General features: G+C 62.6%; 13 protein-coding genes and 1 tRNA gene. 10 read left to right on the forward strand and 4 right to left on the reverse strand.

Features of this window, described 5'->3' with window-relative positions:
- Positions 1–86: 86 nt before the first annotated feature.
- Positions 87–1607, reverse strand: coding sequence for a YadA family autotransporter adhesin (locus FQ705_RS26420; RefSeq protein WP_144146075.1), 1521 nt, complete (start codon positions 1605–1607; stop codon positions 87–89).
- Positions 1608–2244: 637 nt separating this feature from the next.
- Between FQ705_RS26420 and FQ705_RS26425 the strand changes: the two genes are divergently transcribed.
- The 4 genes from FQ705_RS26425 to FQ705_RS26440 all read left to right on the forward strand — a co-directional run bounded on the left by FQ705_RS26425 (position 2245) and on the right by FQ705_RS26440 (position 6158).
- A complete protein-coding gene (locus FQ705_RS26425; RefSeq protein ID WP_144146077.1) occupies positions 2245–3264 on the forward strand; it encodes a beta-propeller fold lactonase family protein in 1020 nt (339 codons plus the stop codon).
- Between the two features lie 35 nt (positions 3265–3299).
- Complete coding sequence (locus FQ705_RS26430) at positions 3300–4298, forward strand: sterol desaturase family protein (RefSeq protein ID WP_144146079.1); 999 nt, start codon at positions 3300–3302, stop codon at positions 4296–4298.
- Between the two features lie 160 nt (positions 4299–4458).
- Positions 4459–5292 carry an EI24 domain-containing protein gene (locus FQ705_RS26435; protein ID WP_144146081.1) on the forward strand — a complete coding sequence of 278 codons (834 nt, stop codon included), beginning with the start codon at positions 4459–4461 and terminating at the stop codon, positions 5290–5292.
- Positions 5293–5312: 20 nt separating this feature from the next.
- Positions 5313–6158: a competence/damage-inducible protein A gene (locus FQ705_RS26440; RefSeq protein WP_144146083.1), complete on the forward strand. Its 846-nt coding sequence runs from the start codon at positions 5313–5315 to the stop codon at positions 6156–6158.
- A gap of 190 nt (positions 6159–6348) precedes the next feature.
- Here the strand turns inward: FQ705_RS26440 and FQ705_RS26445 are convergent, their stop codons facing one another.
- Positions 6349–6813 carry a rhodanese-like domain-containing protein gene (locus FQ705_RS26445; protein ID WP_144146085.1) on the reverse strand — a complete coding sequence of 155 codons (465 nt, stop codon included), beginning with the start codon at positions 6811–6813 and terminating at the stop codon, positions 6349–6351.
- Between the two features lie 439 nt (positions 6814–7252).
- Between FQ705_RS26445 and glnA the strand changes: the two genes are divergently transcribed.
- The 4 genes from glnA (at position 7253) to FQ705_RS26465 (ending at position 13785) form a co-directional block, all read left to right on the forward strand.
- Positions 7253–8668 carry a type I glutamate--ammonia ligase gene (glnA, locus tag FQ705_RS26450; protein WP_144146087.1) on the forward strand — a complete coding sequence of 472 codons (1416 nt, stop codon included), beginning with the start codon at positions 7253–7255 and terminating at the stop codon, positions 8666–8668.
- A 179-nt stretch (positions 8669–8847) separates the two neighbouring features.
- Entirely contained in the window at positions 8848–9990 is a 1143-nt protein-coding gene (glnL, locus tag FQ705_RS26455; RefSeq protein ID WP_144146089.1) for a nitrogen regulation protein NR(II), read from the forward strand.
- Between the two features lie 34 nt (positions 9991–10024).
- Positions 10025–11539 (forward strand): nitrogen regulation protein NR(I), encoded by a 1515-nt coding sequence (gene ntrC, locus FQ705_RS26460; protein ID WP_144146091.1) that lies wholly within the window; start codon positions 10025–10027, stop codon positions 11537–11539.
- 110 nt (positions 11540–11649) lie between these two features.
- Entirely contained in the window at positions 11650–13785 is a 2136-nt protein-coding gene (locus tag FQ705_RS26465) for a prolyl oligopeptidase family serine peptidase (protein ID WP_144146093.1), read from the forward strand.
- Positions 13786–13816: 31 nt separating this feature from the next.
- Here FQ705_RS26465 and xth read toward each other — a convergent pair whose 3' ends face one another.
- The gene (gene xth / locus FQ705_RS26470; protein WP_144146095.1) at positions 13817–14593 is read right to left on the reverse strand and encodes an exodeoxyribonuclease III; all 777 of its coding nucleotides are present in this window, start codon (positions 14591–14593) and stop codon (positions 13817–13819) included.
- A 171-nt stretch (positions 14594–14764) separates the two neighbouring features.
- On the opposite strand from xth, the gene FQ705_RS26475 reads away from it, so the two are divergent.
- Together FQ705_RS26475 and FQ705_RS26480 are read left to right on the forward strand one after the other, a co-directional pair.
- On the forward strand, positions 14765–15052 hold the full coding sequence (locus FQ705_RS26475; RefSeq protein WP_144146096.1) for a hypothetical protein: 288 nt from the start codon (positions 14765–14767) through the stop codon (positions 15050–15052).
- Positions 15053–15145: 93 nt separating this feature from the next.
- Positions 15146–15222: transfer RNA gene (locus tag FQ705_RS26480), tRNA-Met, on the forward strand.
- A gap of 74 nt (positions 15223–15296) precedes the next feature.
- On the opposite strand, the gene FQ705_RS26485 is transcribed toward FQ705_RS26480, so the two are convergent.
- Positions 15297–15995 (reverse strand): aspartate/glutamate racemase family protein, encoded by a 699-nt coding sequence (locus tag FQ705_RS26485; RefSeq protein ID WP_144146098.1) that lies wholly within the window; start codon positions 15993–15995, stop codon positions 15297–15299.
- Positions 15996–16048: the final 53 nt, after the last annotated feature.

The raw sequence follows: 16048 nt of genomic DNA on the forward strand, positions 1-16048 counted from the left end.
TCAGGTGGTATCCGCATCGTTTCGCTGCTTTTTATCGATCGGCTAGCGGTCCTGATTGCCGGCCGGTTTTTCCGGCGAGCGCGCGTCTACCAGTGCATGCCGGCACCGACCGAAGCGCCGAACTGGCCGCGCGAGTCCGTCGTGCCTTGCACCTTGTAGGCCCATTTGCCGGTCGGCGACAGTTGCGACACGCCGAGCGCCATGGCCGACTGCCCGCCGTAGGTGCCGCCCGCCATCGCCACCATCCCGCGACCCGGCAACACCGCTTGCGGCAGGCCGGCGACGGCGAGTGCCGCCGCCGTGCCGCCATACCCATCGCGTCGCGCCGAGCGGATCTGGTCGTCGGTATAGGCGTGGGCCTGGCCGACGCTGTTGGCCGCGCTCTGATTCAACTGGTTGACGTTGACCGCGTCCGTGCCTTGCACGCCGGCGGCGACGTTGGCAATCTGCCGCTCCTGACCGGCGACGCCCACCGACACCGTATTCGCCCGATCCGCCACCGAGCCCTGGCCCAGCGCGACCGAGTTGTCGGCCCTCGCGCTAGCCGAGGCGCCGAGCGCGGTGGCGTTGTTGCCGCTCGCGCTCGAATTCGCACCGAGCGCGGCCGCATTCGCGCCGGTGGCCTGCGCATTCGCGCCCGCAGCGACCGAGTGCACGCCCGACGACACGGCTGATTCGGTGTCGAGATCGCCTTGTGCGCTGAAGAACGGCGTTGCCGTGTTCGCCAGGTTCACCGCCACGTTATTGACCGCGCCGCTGATGGCCGCGTTGAGCTGGGCCAGGTTGACCGCGTCGTTCGCATCGACGCCGTCGGCGACGTTGTGGATCGCGGTGCCGCCGGCGGCTGGATCGCCGCCGAGCGTCAGGCTATCTTTGTTGACGCTGCCGTCGGCATGCTGGTCGTAGGTCATGGCGCCGTCGAGTTTCGCGGCGCTGCTGTCGGTTTTACTTTCGAGCGCTTTGAGCTGGCTGAGGTTGACCGCGTCGGTATCGTTCGCGCCGGCCGCGACGTTGGTCAGGCGGCGTTCGTTGCCTGCCGAGCCGATCGACACCTGGCCGACGGCGGCGAGACCTTTAACGAGCGAAGCGTCTACGCCGCTCGGCGCATAGGCGAGGCCGCCGAGCGGGGCGGCGACGGAAGCCTTGCCCAGCGCTACGCTGTTGGCCTCGAGGACGGAACTCCCGGCGCCCAGGGCGACACTGCCGTCGTCGCCGGCTTCGGCGTATGCGCCGACCGCCAGACTGTTCGCCCCGCGCGCGACGGACCGCGTGCCGAATGCGGCGGCGTAGTCACCCTCCGCGTGTGCCGCCGCGCCGATCGCGGTGGCTTGCAAGCCCGATGAAATCGTCCAGACCCCGAAGGCGCTGGCGTTTTCGCCGCTGGACACGGCGTACGAGCCGACCGCCAGTGCACCCTGGTCGGTCGCGTTGCTGAAACGGCCAATCGCGACGCTGGCGCCCCCGCCGGCATTTGCACCGACGCCGGCGGCAATCGCACTGTCGCCCGCGGCTAGCGCGGCGGGGCTGGTCTCGGGATAAGCGGTGCCAGTGGCGTCGAAATAGCGTTGGCTTTCGCTTTGCGCGAATGTGGCGCTGGAAACAATCATTAAAGCCGCCGCGAGCTTGCGGGCGGTTTTATTCATAATCGATTTATCAATTCTGGTCATGCGTTTCAGATTCCTTTTGCCGCGTTTGGGAACAAGGCGAAACTGTCCGGGCTCCAATGTGCATCATCCCCAATGGATGAGCGTGGTTTGCACGCTCGAAAACTGTTTGCTGTAGCGCCGGGTCGTCACGCCATGGTGCGTAGGGGTTGCGGGTGGGGCGATGACGGGCCTGATTCTCGGTAATATCGAGTGGGATCGGTTATGGGATAACTCTTAAAATTAAATTCGTGGCCGTTATTATATTTTTCGCATTGATGTATCGATAATCGGATTTTTAACCGTTCGTGTCGGGCCGGCGGAATATTCCGCGTGAAAATCCGAGCCCGGTTTTGTCCGTATTCGATAAATATTAAAGTGGGGTGAGATAATCTGCGAGGAATTGAGAAAATGCTGCGCGAGTCCTCAAAACTAGCGCTGGCCAGAATTTTTATTCCCGCCAGCGCGGCGTGTTAAAAACACGACACTCACACGCCGCCTGGTTGGCGATGCGCGGGAACGGGGTGCCCGCGACATAAGTCAACCTTTCGGTCATAGCAAACGTTCTACAATGACGGACGTTCTCCCGATGTGAGTTTTCATGCGCAAATTTTCCCTGTCCGCCCTGACCGGCACGTTCCTCGCAGGCGCGGCAGTCGTCGCAACAGCAGGCTTTTTCTCTCTGGCAGCCCACGCGAACAACGTGATCGTGCTCAATTCCGGCGAAGCGACGCTCAGCCTGATCGACGAGACCTCCCGCCAGGTCGTCGGCACGGTCCCCACCGGGAAAGAGCCGCACCATCTGATGACCACGCCGGACAATTCGTCCCTGATCGTCGCCAATTCCGTGTCGAACAATCTGATGTTCGTCGATCCGAAAACGGGGCAGGTACAGCGCTGGGTCGAGAACATCGAAGATCCGTATCAGATCGGCTTCTCGCCCGACCGCAAATGGCTGGTCACCACCGGTTTGCGCCTCGACCGCCTGGACATCTATCACTACGACAACCAGAAGAACCAGATGACGCTGGCCTCGCGTCTGCCGCTCGCGGTGATGCCGAGCCACATGGCATTTACCAATGACAGCAAGACGGTGTTCGTCACGCTGCAGGTGTCGGGCGAACTGGCCGCGGTGGACCTCGCCACCCAGCAGGTCAAATGGAAGATGAAAGTGGGCAAGGTGCCCGCCGGCCTGTGGATGACGCCCGGCGACAAATACCTCCTGATCGGCATGACCGGCTCGGACTACGTCGCGGTGCTGGACTGGCGCAACCAGAAGATCGTCAAGACCATCCACACCGGCAATGGCGCGCACAACTTCCGTTCGCTGGCCGACGGCAAGCACGTCGCGGTGTCGAACCGGGTGGCGAGCACGATCAGCATCATCGACGAAGACTCGCTCACCAATGTCGGCGACATCACCGGTTTGATGCCCGGACCGGACGATATGGAACTTTCCGCGGACAAACGCTATCTGTGGGTTACGTTCCGTTTCGCGAAGCACGTCGGTATCATCGACCTGAATACGCGTAAGCTGATCCAGACCATCGCCGTCGGCCGTTCGCCGCACGGTATCTATTTCTTCAATCGCGCGCCGGTCACGGCGCCGAACGGCGCTTAAAGGCGCCGTCACTGACGAAGTACAACGCGAGCGCCATGTTCCATCTGATTTTTTCTACCCTCGACAATTTCGTCTCCGCCGTTCAGACGATGTTGTATGTCGACGTGGTACAGCCGCTGCTGTTCCGCTTCAACCTGATGGACTATGACGAAGACACTTACGACAGCCTGTACTGGGTGATCGTGGGCGTGTTCGAGGTGCTGGCCATGTACGCGGTGCTGCGCCCGCTGGAGGCGCTGCGTCCGGCGGAGCAGTGGGAGAACCGCAAGGCGGTGCGGGTCGACGTGATCTATACGTGGATCGCCAAGCTCGGCATTCTCAACCTGTTCTTCTTCTTTGCGCTCCAGCCGTTTTTCGACACCATGCAGGCCTGGCTGCGGCTGCACAACATCTCGAACATCGAATTCGACAACCTGTGGCCGGGCGTGACCACCCAGCCACTCGTCACGTTCGTGATGTATCTGCTGGTGCTCGATTTTGCCGGCTACTGGTATCACCGCTGGGAGCATCGGTTCGGCGTGTGGTGGGAACTGCACGCGGTGCATCACAGCCAGCAGCAGATGTCGCTGTGGTCGGACGACCGCAACCATCTGCTCGACGATCTGCTGCAGGCATCGTTTTTCGCCATGATCGCGCTGGTGATCGGCGTGCCGCCGTCGCAATTCGTCGTGCTGGTCGCCATCACCAACCTCGCGCAGAGCGTGCAGCACGCCAACATCCGTCTGCACTTCGGCTGGCTCGGCGAGCGTTTGCTGGTTAGCCCGACGTTCCATCGCCGGCATCATGCGATTGGTTACGGTCACGAAGGCCTCAAATACGGCTGCAACTTCGGCGTGCTGTTTCCGTGGTGGGACATGCTGTTTCGCAGCGTCTCCTGGAACCGCGAGATGGAGCCGACGGGCATTACCGATCAGCTTTCCGGCCGCCGCTACGGTGACGGCTTCTGGGCCCAGCATTGGCTCGCGTTCGTGCGCATCGCCGGACGTCTTTCGTCGAAGCGCCGCACGTCAGGCAGCGACGCCGCCGCGGTCTGAGCTTTTCGACCGGGTTGTCCCTCTCCCGTGCCGCCGGTTTTCCCGGCGGCGCGTCACGTGGTTTATCCTGTCCACGTTTGCGTCGGCGCTCCGGTTTCGCTGACCGGTCCGTCACATCGCTGTCTTCATTCCATCGTTTCGTTCACCGGCACTGGCTCGCATGAATGATCTATTGCGCTCGTTCGGACGCGCGCTCGCCAGCGCACTCCACCCGCGCATGCTCTGGCTAACCTTCATGCCGTTTCTCGCGGCAACGGTCGGGTGGGGCGTGATTCTGTGGTTCTCGTGGCAAACGCTGATCGGCTCGACCCGTACGTGGCTCGAAAGCTGGGCGTTCACCGTCACGCTTTATCACCTGTTCGACTGGCTCGGATTCTCGGCGCTGCATACGGCGATCGCGCCGTTCATCGTGATTGCGATCGCGATTCCGCTGATCGTCGTGACGGTATTGCTGCTGATCGCTACGCTGTCGATGCCGGCGGTCATCCGCTTCCTCGCCGCGCGTCAATTTCCCGGCCTCGAAATGCGTCGCGGCGGAACGTGGTACGGTAGCCTCGGCCAAGCATTGTGGACCACGCTGATCTGCCTGGTGATGCTGGTCGTGACCTTGCCGCTCTGGCTGGTGCCGCCGTTCTTCGCGCTGATTCCGCCGCTGCTGTGGGGCTGGCTGACCTATCGTGTGATGAGCTACGACGCACTCGCGCTGCACGCCACTCGCGACGAGCGCCGTGCACTGGTACGCCGGTTCCGCCTGCCGCTGCTGCTGATCGGCATCGCCAGCGGCTTGCTGGGTTCGCTGCCGACGCTGCTGTGGGCGTCGTCGGTCTGGCTGATCGTGCTGTTTCCGGTCATCACCGCGGTGACGATCTGGATCTACGCGTTCATCCTCGTGTTTTCGGCCCTGTGGTTCGGCTACTACTGTCTGCGCGCGCTGCAGCGCATGCGCGCGCAAGAGCACGGCGGCGTGCGTCACGCGGCGCCGGTTCCCTACTGATCAAAACCAGAGAGGCGGCAATGGCATTCGGCGTCATCATCATCGGCGATGAAATCCTGTCGGGCAGGCGCGTCGACAAGCATCTGCCCAAAGTCATCGAATTGCTGCGCGCGCGCGGGCTGTCGCTCGGCTGGGCGGAATACATCGGCGACGACCCTGAGCGCATCACGGCGACGCTGCGCCGTACCTTCGCGTCGGGCGACATCGTGTTTTCCACCGGCGGCATCGGCGCCACGCCCGACGACCACACGCGCCAATGCGCGGCGGCCGCGCTCGGCGTGCCGCTCGAACTGCATCCGGAAGCGGGCAGGCTGATCCAGGAACGCATCCGCGATATGTATCCGGCGAATGCGGCGACGCCGCTCGATCTGGAGTCGCCCGAGAACCGGCATCGGCTGAATATGGGCACGTATCCGCGGGGTGCGTCGATCATTCCGAACGGCTACAACAAGATTCCTGGCTTCTCGATCAAACAGCACCACTTCGTACCGGGCTTTCCGGTAATGGCGTGGCCGATGATCGAATGGGTGCTGGATACCCAATATGCGGATCTCCATCACGCCATGCCGCATGCGGAGAAGTCGCTGCTGGTGTTCGAGTTGCCGGAATCGCGCGTGGCGCCGTTGATGGAGAAGATCGAACACGATTTCCCGGGTGTGCGCGTGTTCAGTCTGCCGAGCGTCGGTGACGCCGAGCGCGGCGGCGTGTACGCGCGGCATCACATCGACCTGGGTGTGAAAGGCGAGCCGGAAGCGGTGGCGGCCGCTTTCGTGAAGTTGCGCGAGGGTGTGCACCTGCTGGGCGGCGATATCGTCGAGCCGGAAGCCGAGGCGGCTGTAGCGGCGGCAACGAAGCCGCGAGGTTGAGCCAGGCGACGACGCAAAACGACGCGCAACTGAGTCACGCGGCTACACAAAACGAAGCCGCGTGCCAAAGCCACGCGCCGACGCAAAATTAATTCGGGCGCCGCGGCGCCCGTTTTTCATCGCGCTCGCCATCCAGCGCGAGCGCGGCATCGCCAGATCATCGGCCTGTCACATTCGACGCCGACGATACTCAGGCGCCAATCCACGGCAACCCACGAAAGCACCAGCCCGACACTGTCTTCCGATGCCCCTGGCCGTCCTTGTCGCCCTCGAAGCCTTCCAGCAGGTCGTACGCCTTGGTGAAGCCGGCCTGCGTGGCGGCGATCGCGGCAAGCTTCGAGCGCGCGGCGCTGCGGCACAGAAACAGCACGGGCGTATCGGGCGTGGCCAGCTGGCTCAACTGCTGAACGAATTCCTGATTCGGCACCGCGCCCGGGTAGCGGGTCCACTCCACGTGCGCGTACTGGCCGTCGCCGATCACCGGTCGGCCGACCCAGTCGAGTTCGGCGCGCGTGCGCACGTCGACCAGACGCGTGCGCGAGTCGAGTTGCAGCAGTTCGAACGCTTCGGCGGGCGAAATCGCGCCCGCGTAAGGCAGCTGACTCTCGACGCGGCGTCGATCCGCCTGGGCGTACAACTGTTCGAGCGTGCTCATGAGCGCAAATCTCCTTCGGGCGAAATGACCATTCTAGCGCGCGATGTCCGCTCCGCACGCGCGACGAGCGGGGCGAAAAGCGCGTGCACGCCGCTCCGAGAAATGTACAAATTTGGTGCAGATGCACCGAAATGCACCACAATAGAGAGACCAGCCGTTTCCCATCTGGAGAAAGCACTATTTTGGTGCTTGAGTCGCGCCGAACATTTGAGGGCTGCATGCCGTTCGGTGCGCCCATTCCCCGCGAACGCGCGCGCAGTCGGGTTTTGCGCCGGGTTGGCGCACACATGGCACAGAAGCTGCTTTATTGGTGCCGATCGATTTTGTCCCGATGGACTTTTATGTTCGACCTCAACGATTGAGGGTGGACGCGCCGGGACGGGTCAGCTAGATTGGGCGGCGGCTGAATCCGCCGAATTCGTTAATCAGGAGATAGGTTATGAGTAAATCCGTGGCCGACGTCGTACAACTCGTCAAAGACGAAGACGTCAAGTTTGTCGACTTCCGTTTCACCGACACGCGCGGCAAAGAACAACACGTTTCGGTGCCGGTGTCGGCATTCGATGAAGACAAGTTCGAAAGCGGCCATGCGTTTGACGGTTCGTCGATTGCCGGCTGGAAAGGCATCGAAGCATCGGACATGTTGCTGATCCCGGACGCAAACACGGCTTTCATCGACCCGTTCTACGAAGAATCGACCCTCGTGCTGACTTGCGACGTCGTCGAACCGGCAGACGGCAAGGGCTACGAGCGCGACCCGCGTTCGCTCGCCAAGCGCGCTGAAGCGTATCTGAAGAGCACGGGTCTCGGCGACACGGCTTTCTTCGGTCCGGAACCCGAATTCTTCATTTTCGACTCGGTCAAGTGGGGCACGGACCAGTCGGGCACGTTCGTCAAGATCGGCTCGGAAGAAGCACCGTGGTCGTCGGCAATGGACTTCGAAGGCGGCAACACCGGCCACCGTCCGGGCACGAAGGGCGGCTATTTCCCGGTTGCTCCGGTCGACACGTTCCAGGACATCCGTTCGGAAATGTGCCTGTTGCTCGAACAGATCGGCATTCCGGTCGAAGTGCATCACCACGAAGTCGCGGGCCAGGGCCAGAATGAAATCGGCACGAAGTTCTCGACGCTGGTGCAACGCGCTGACTGGCTGCAGCAGATGAAGTACATCATCCACAATGTCGCGCACACGTACGGCAAGACGGCAACGTTCATGCCGAAGCCGGTGGTTGGCGACAACGGTTCGGGCATGCACGTTCACCAGTCGATCTGGAAAGACGGCGCGAACCTGTTCGCAGGCAACGGTTACGCAGGTCTGTCGGAATTCGCGCTGTTCTACATCGGCGGCATCATCAAGCATGCTCGCGCGCTGAACGCGATCACGAACCCGTCGACGAACTCGTACAAGCGCCTCGTGCCGCACTTCGAAGCACCGGTGAAGCTGGCTTACTCGGCGCGCAACCGTTCGGCATCGATCCGCATTCCGCACGTGTCGAACCCGAAGGGCCGTCGTATCGAAACGCGTTTCCCGGATCCGATGGCGAATCCGTACCTGTGCTTCTCCGCGCTGATGATGGCGGGTCTGGACGGCGTGCAGAACAAGATTCACCCGGGCGAAGCTGCCGACAAGAACCTGTACGACCTGCCGCCGGAAGAGGATGCCAAGATCCCGACCGTGTGTGCCGGCCTCGACCAGGCGCTGGACTCGCTCGACGCAGACCGCGAATTCCTGACGCGCGGTGGCGTGTTCACGGACTCGATGCTCGACGCGTACATCGAACTGAAGACGGGCGAGCTGCAACGCTATCGTCAGTCGGTGCACCCGATCGAATTCGAAATGTACTACTCGCTGTAAGTGGTCATGGCGCTTCGCCCTTCAAACGGCGAAGCGCTTGGCCCGACGCTCGCGATCGGTCACGAAGGGACGGCGGCGCCGTCCCTTTTTTGTTAGACCGCGCAGAACGTTTGCGAACCAGCATGCGCGAGCGGCTTTACCCCTGATTTATCACCATCTCCTATCGGCCGGACTGCAAGATGGTTCTCAAGAATCTGATCAAGGCAAGGAAAGGGCACGAGCAGTCGCTGTCGGACGACGCGCAACTCGTCAGTTCCGGTTTGTTGCCGGGCTTCGAGGCGTTGCCCACGGTTGTGCTGGTGCTCGAAAAGCGCACGCTACGCGTGGCGTTTGCGAATCCGTCGGCGGAGGCCATGCTGGAACTCTCGCGCCGGCAACTGACGCAGATGGCGTGGCCGGACGTCTTCTCGAATGCCGATGAGTTGATGGCGACCATTTCCGCGATCGCCGCCCACCGTTTTCACGCGACCCATCTGGACACCGTGCTGGAGCGTCCGGGCCACGAGCCGCTGCATGTGCATGCGATCGTCGGCTATCTGGAAGGCGCACAGGATTACGTGCTGCTCGAACTGTTCGAGAACGAGCGGCATTTGCGTACCGACCGCGAGGAGCGCATCAACGACCTCACGGCCGTCAACAAACAACTGATTCGCAATCTCGCGCACGAGATCAAGAATCCGCTCGGCGGGATTCGCGGCGCGGCGCAATTGCTCGAGTTCGAACTCGGCGAGCGTCAGCGCGACGAGTTGCGCGAGTACACGCAGGTCATCATCAAGGAATCGGATCGGCTGCAGACATTGGTCGACCGATTGCTCGAGCCGCACCGTCATCCGCATATCGTCGGCGACGTGAATATTCACGAAGTTTGCGAGCGTGTGCGCCAGGTGATTCTCGCTGAGTTTCCGCGCGGCCTGACGATCGAACGCGATTACGACGTGAGCGTGCCCGATCTGCGCGGCGACAAGGAGCAGTTGATTCAGGCGCTGCTCAACATCGTGCGCAATGCAGCGGAAGCGCTGCGCGAGCGCATTTCGCAAGGCGATGCGCGGATCGAATTGCGCACCCGGATTGCCCGCAAGATCACCGTGTCGAAACGCTTATGTAAGCTGGCACTGGACTTGCATATTACGGACAACGGCCCTGGCATTCCCGAGGACATTCGTGACCGCATTTTCTATCCGCTCGTGTCGGGGCGCGAGGACGGTAGCGGTCTCGGTCTGACGCTCGCGCAGACCTTCGTGCAGCAGCACGACGGCCTGATCGAAGTGGAAAGCCGGCCGGGTCACACCGAGTTTCAGATTTTGCTGCCGCTCGACTGCTAAAACCACACGCATCTCAAGACTTCTGACGACCTATATGAAGCCGATCTGGATAGTAGACGACGATCAATCGATTCGCTGGGTGCTCGAAAAAGCACTGGCCCGCGAAAACTTCGCGACTCGCAGCTTCGCGAATGTGCGCGAGGCGTCGGCGGCGCTCGATCACGATAGCCCGCAAGTTCTGGTGTCCGACATCCGGATGCCGGGCGGCTCCGGCCTCGAACTGCTGCAAACCGTCCGCGAAAAGGTGCCGGGCTTGCCGGTCATCATCATGACGGCGTTTTCGGATCTGGATAGCGCGGTCGCCGCATTCCAGGGCGGCGCGTTCGAATATCTCGCCAAGCCGTTCGACGTCGACAAGGCGGTCGAGCTGATTCGCCGCGCGGTGGACGAAAGCATGCGCGGCGAGCAGACGTGGGACGAGCGCGTGACCGAAGCACCGGAAATGCTCGGTCAGGCACCGGCGATGCAGGACATGTTCCGCGCGATCGGCCGTCTGTCCCATTCTGCTGCAACCGTGCTCATTACCGGCGAATCAGGCACCGGGAAGGAACTGGTCGCGCGTGCGTTGCACCGACATAGCCCACGCGCGAACGGTCCCTTCATCGCGCTGAACACGGCCGCGATTCCGAAGGATCTGTTGGAATCCGAACTGTTCGGCCATGAGCGCGGCGCCTTCACCGGCGCGCAGGCCATGCGTCAGGGGCGTTTCGAGCAGGCCGAGAACGGCACGCTGTTTCTCGACGAAATCGGCGATATGCCGTTCGATCTGCAGACGCGTCTGTTGCGCGTGTTGTCGGACGGCCAGTTCTATCGTGTCGGCGGCCACAATCCATTGCGCGCCAATGTGCGCGTGATCGCGGCGACGCACCAGAATCTCGAGTCGCGGGTGCGTCAAGGTTTGTTCCGCGAGGACTTGTATCACCGTCTCAACGTGATCCGCTTGCGTTTGCCGGCCTTGCGCGAGCGTAGCGAAGACATTCCGCTGCTCACGCGTCACTTCCTGCAGAAGAGCGCGCGTGATCTCGGCGTGGAGCCGAAGCGCGTCTCCGAAGAAGCGCTCGCTTATCTCGCGTCGTTGCCGTTTCCAGGCAACGTGCGGCAGCTGGAGAATCTGGCCAACTGGCTCACGGTGATGGCGCCTGCGCAGACCATCGAGATCAAGGACTTGCCGCCTGACCTCGGCCCCGCGCAAGCGGGCGTGACCGATCTCGCCGGCGGCGGCGGGGTGATCGGCGCGGGTGAAGCGGGTCTGGCGGGTACCGCGCCGATCAACGGCGTCAGCGCGGCGGTGCATCCGGCTGCGGCGGGCGGCATGCCGGTCGCGGGTGCCGTGAGCGCGTGGGAAGGCGGCTTGCGCACGGAAGTCGCGCGCATGCTGCGCGAGAACGCAGCGGACGTGATGGACGAACTCGCTCGCCGCTTCGAAGCGGCGGTGATTCGCGAGGCGCTCGATTTCACGCGCGGCCGCAAGGTGGAAGCGGCCGAGCGACTCGGTATCGGCCGCAATACGATCACGCGCAAGATTCAGGAACTCAACCTCGAGCCCTGAGCATCAGGTTGCAAGGCGAGGACGGCGCTGACGTCGTCCTCGTCCTCCGGCAAGGCATACACCGGCATACACAGGGCATAATCAACGCTGTTTTCCTTTGACAGCCGACGATGCCCGCTTCTCCCACCCGCTTTTCCTGGCCGCTTTCCCCCGATCCCTTCCTGTCGCTCGAAGTGCTCGACGATCCCGACGCGCTCGCGTGGGTCGAGCAGCAGAACGCGCGCACGCGTGCCGCATGGTGCAGCAGCGCTGAATTCGACACCCTCAGGCAGCGTCTCGCCGATGCGTATCTGCCGCGCGAGCGTCCGGTGATTCCCGATCGCTGGAAAGAGTGGGCGTACGATTTGTGGCAGGACGAGCGCAATCCCAAGGGTATCTGGCGACGCACCACCTGGGCCGCCTGGCGCAGCGGCACGCACGTGTGGCAGAACCTGATCGATTTCGATGCGCTCGGCGCGGCCGAAGGCACGCCGTGGGTGTGCGCCGAACTCGACATTCTTTATCCCGACGGCGATCGCGCATTGATCACGCTCTCTCCGGGCGGCTCCGATGCATTGGTCGTTCGCGAGTTCGATCTCGACGCGCAGCGGTTCGTCGAGGATGGCTTCGTGATTCCGAAGGCGGGCAAGCACACGGCTTCGTGGATCGATCGCGATACGCTTTACGTCGGTTGGGATAACGGGCGCAAGACGCTGACGCGTTCCGGCTATCCGCGTGAAGTGAGGCGCTGGACGCGCGGCACTTCGCTCGCCGATGCGCCGGTCGTGTACAAGGGCGCATTCGGCGATATCGGCGTGGAGGCGCATTACGATCCGTTCGAGCAACGTCATACGGTGGCGAGCAGTATCGACTTCTTCGACTCGCACACGTATTACCTCGATACCGCCGCTGGCGCGATCGACGCCTGGCGTCGTTTCGATGTGCCGGCGCAGGTCGCGGTAGGCGGCTGGCAGGGCTGGCTGCTGCTCGAACCGCGCCTCGATTGGGATTGCCAGGGCGTGAGCTTTCCGGGCGGCGCGTTATTGGCGATTCGCGAAGACGCGTTCCTGCGCGGCGAGCGTGACTTGACGGCGCTGTTCTTGCCGAACGCTCTGACGTCCGCTTGCGAGTGGACGCATACACGCAATCAGCTGATCGTCTCGTACCTCGAGGACGTGCAGAACCGGACCGTGCTGTGGACACCGTCGCAAGGAGCGGACGACGCGTGGCAGTGGCAGCAGCGGCTGTTTCCGTCGCCGGAGGACACGCAAGCCGACGTCTCGCCTGTCGAGTCGACGCTCAACGACGAAGTGTTCGTCGACACCGACGACTATCTGCAACCGCCGGCTTACTGGCTCGCCGATCTCGCGCAAGCCGATCTGAGCGAGTGGGAATTGCTCGACCGCTGGCCGACCCAATTCGACGCGACGCGGTTTGTCGTCACGCGTGGGCACGCAGTGTCCGCCGATGGCACGCGTGTGCCGTACACCGTGATAGCGCCGCGCGTGGAACAGGACGTCGCGCAAGCGTGCGCGAAGCAGCCGACGCGTCCTTGTCTGCTCAGTGGCTACGGCGGCTTTGCGATCCCCTTGCTGCCGAGCTATCTGACCGGGCAGGGCATCGGCTGGCTGGAGCGGGGCGCCGTGTATGTCGTCGCGCATATTCGCGGCGGCGGCGAGTTCGGCACGCGGTGGCACACGGCGGCCCAGGGCGAGAACCGGCAGCGCGCTTTCGACGATTTCATCGCAGTGGCCGAGGCGTTGATCAGCACGGGCGTGACGAGTGCCGCGCAACTCGGCATTCAGGGTGGCAGCAACGGCGGGTTGCTGGTTGCGGCGTGCATGGTGCAGCGTCCGGAGTTGTTCGGCGCGGTGGTCTGCGAGGTGCCGTTGCTCGATATGAGCCGCTACCATCTGCTGCACGCGGGCGCGTCATGGATCGATGAATACGGCGACCCCGACGAGCCGGATGAAGCGCGCGTGCTGGCCGGCTACTCGCCGTATCACCGCGTGTCAGCAGACGTGGCGTATCCGCCGGTATTGTTCACGACGTCGACGGCCGACGATCGCGTGCATCCCGGTCACGCACGCAAGATGGCGGCGCGCATGCAGGCGCTGAGTGCGGGTCATGCGGATCAGGCCAATCAGACCGACAAGGTCTGGTATCGCGAGAACACCGAAGGCGGGCACGGCGGCTCCGATGAACTGGAGCAGGCCGAGCACGATGCCATGGTGTTCGAGTTTTTGTGGCACACGTTGAACGTGTGAGCGCAGTGTCACGGCGGGCCCTGCTGGGCGATCAGCCGAGCGTCGCCACCACCGGTGCGTGATCCGACGGCTGTTCCCACTTGCGTGGCACCTTGTCCACTTCGCACGCCGAACACACTTCGGCCAACGCCTTCGACAGCAGAATGTGGTCGATGCGCAGCCCCGCGTTGCGGCGGAACGCCATCATCCGGTAGTCCCACCACGAGTAGATTTTCTCCGCTTGATCGAACAGACGGAATGCGTCGGACAGGCCCAGTTCGACCAGTCGCACGAACTCGAGGCGTTCTTCCGGCGACACCAGATTCTGGCCTTCCCACGCCTTCGGATCATGCACGTCGCGATCTTCCGGCGCGATGTTGTAATCGCCGAGCAGTGCCAGTTTGGGATGCAACGCCATCTCGCCGGCGATCCAGTTGTGCAGCGCGGCGAGCCAACGCAGCTTGTAAGCGAATTTATCGGTGCCCGGTGCCTGGCCGTTCGGGAAATAAGCCGAGATGATGCGCACGCCTTCGACCGTCGCGGCGATCACGCGTTGCTGCGGGTCTTCGAAACCCGGAATGTTGCGCACGATGCTGCTTTCGTCGACGGCAAGACCGGCACGCACCAGAATGCCGACGCCGTTATAGGTTTTCTGGCCAGCGAACCAGCTGCGGTAGCCTTTCTCTTCCAGCTCCGCGCGCGGGAATTTGTCGTCGGTCAGCTTCAATTCCTGCAGGCACAGCACATCGGTACCGCTGGTTTCGAGCCAGTCGATCACATGTTGCTGACGGACCTTGAGGGAGTTCACATTCCACGTGGCAATTTTCATGACGTTCTCGCATTCCTGCCTGATTCCAATAGTCCCGCATCTTATCGTGTGGAAGAGGGGACGGTGAAAACCGACGCTGCGGGGCGTCGAAAATAAAAGCGTGGCGTGGCCAGGCTGCGGCGTATAGTGGGTTCACTCACACTCGCGCATTCTGCGCAACGGGGAAACATCATGGCCGAACTTTACCCAGCCCTTTATAAGGACTTCGAAGTGCATCCGCTGGTGTTTTCGCGGGCATTCGACAAATTCGATGGCCACAAGCGCCACGCCGAAGGCTACGACGTCGCCGTGCGCGTGTGTCGGCCGGGCGCGATCAGCGGCTCGAAGGCGAGCCGCGTGTTTCGTCTCGTGTTGCCCGCTACGTTCTCCGATTTCGGCGTGGCCAAACGCAGCGCGAGTCAGTATGGCGCGGACATCATCGACGGCAAGGTGGAAGGCGCGACGGTGCAGGATCTTTGAGCCACGTTACGCAAGCGAATAACTGGGCTTTGAAATAATTTGCCCGATCGTTTGACGTCTTGCGAACATCTCTATACAATCCGTTTTCTCTGACGCGGGGTGGAGCAGTCTGGCAGCTCGTCGGGCTCATAACCCGAAGGTCGTAGGTTCAAATCCTACCCCCGCAACCAAGCATTGTTGAGAGCCCGCTGGCGCAAGCCACGCGGGCTTTTTAACTTCTGGCGGCCACTCACCGCCGCTTCTTTCACTTCGAATCAATCGCCCATTCCACCGCCGCTTGCGCATGCAATGCAGTCGTGTCGAACACGGGCAACGCGCAATCTTCCGGCTTGATCAGCAAGGTGATTTCGGTGCAGCCAAGGATCACCGCCTGCGCGCCACGCTCAGCGAGCGCTTCGATCACACGCTGATACACCGCGCGCGACGCGTCTTCTACTTCGCCGTGACACAGCTCGTCGTAAATAATGCGGTGCACCTGCGCGCGCCCGGCCTCGTCGGGCACCAGCGTCTCGAGGCCGTAGCGCTCGTGCAGGCGTCCCGTGTAAAAATCCTGTTCCATCGTATAGCGCGTGCCGAGCAGGCCCACACGCGTGATGCCTGCTGCGCGCAACGCGCTACCGGTCGGATCGGCGATATGCAGGAAGGGCACGTCGATGGCCTGCTCGATCGCTTCATGCACGCGATGCATCGTGTTCGTCGCCAGAATCACGAGATCGGCGCCGCCGCGTTCGAGTTGACGCGCGGCGTCGGCCATCTGCTCGCCTAGCGCAGGCCAGTCGCCCGCACGCTGGTTCGCTTCGACGGTCGCGAAGTCGACCGTGACCATCAGGCTGCGTGCGTTGTGATGCCCGCCGAGACGCGCTTTCGCATGACGGTTGATGAGCTTGTAATACTCGGTGGACGATTCCCAACTCATCCCACCGATCACGCCGATCGTTTTCATGTATCTGCTCCGCGAGTCGATGACGGCGCGCGTTGGCCGTCTGTCGGTCGAGT

Origin of the sequence: Paraburkholderia sp. BCC1884, assembly GCF_900996225.1 — a bacterium.
Classification (GTDB): domain Bacteria; phylum Pseudomonadota; class Gammaproteobacteria; order Burkholderiales; family Burkholderiaceae; genus Paraburkholderia.

Bases quoted from the DNA above. Each gene is read 5' to 3' on its own strand.
- FQ705_RS26420 (WP_144146075.1), bottom strand. From the start codon at position 1,607: ATGATTGTTTCCAGCGCCACATTCGCGCAAAGCGAAAGCCAACGCTAT.
- FQ705_RS26425 (WP_144146077.1), top strand. From the start codon at position 2,245: ATGCGCAAATTTTCCCTGTCCGCCCTGACCGGCACGTTCCTCGCAGGC.
- FQ705_RS26430 (WP_144146079.1), top strand. From the start codon at position 3,300: ATGTTCCATCTGATTTTTTCTACCCTCGACAATTTCGTCTCCGCCGTT.
- FQ705_RS26435 (WP_144146081.1), top strand. From the start codon at position 4,459: ATGAATGATCTATTGCGCTCGTTCGGACGCGCGCTCGCCAGCGCACTC.
- FQ705_RS26440 (WP_144146083.1), top strand. From the start codon at position 5,313: ATGGCATTCGGCGTCATCATCATCGGCGATGAAATCCTGTCGGGCAGG.
- FQ705_RS26445 (WP_144146085.1), bottom strand. From the start codon at position 6,813: ATGAGCACGCTCGAACAGTTGTACGCCCAGGCGGATCGACGCCGCGTC.
- glnA (WP_144146087.1), top strand. From the start codon at position 7,253: ATGAGTAAATCCGTGGCCGACGTCGTACAACTCGTCAAAGACGAAGAC.
- glnL (WP_144146089.1), top strand. From the start codon at position 8,848: ATGGTTCTCAAGAATCTGATCAAGGCAAGGAAAGGGCACGAGCAGTCG.
- ntrC (WP_144146091.1), top strand. From the start codon at position 10,025: ATGAAGCCGATCTGGATAGTAGACGACGATCAATCGATTCGCTGGGTG.
- FQ705_RS26465 (WP_144146093.1), top strand. From the start codon at position 11,650: ATGCCCGCTTCTCCCACCCGCTTTTCCTGGCCGCTTTCCCCCGATCCC.
- xth (WP_144146095.1), bottom strand. From the start codon at position 14,593: ATGAAAATTGCCACGTGGAATGTGAACTCCCTCAAGGTCCGTCAGCAA.
- FQ705_RS26475 (WP_144146096.1), top strand. From the start codon at position 14,765: ATGGCCGAACTTTACCCAGCCCTTTATAAGGACTTCGAAGTGCATCCG.
- FQ705_RS26485 (WP_144146098.1), bottom strand. From the start codon at position 15,995: ATGAAAACGATCGGCGTGATCGGTGGGATGAGTTGGGAATCGTCCACC.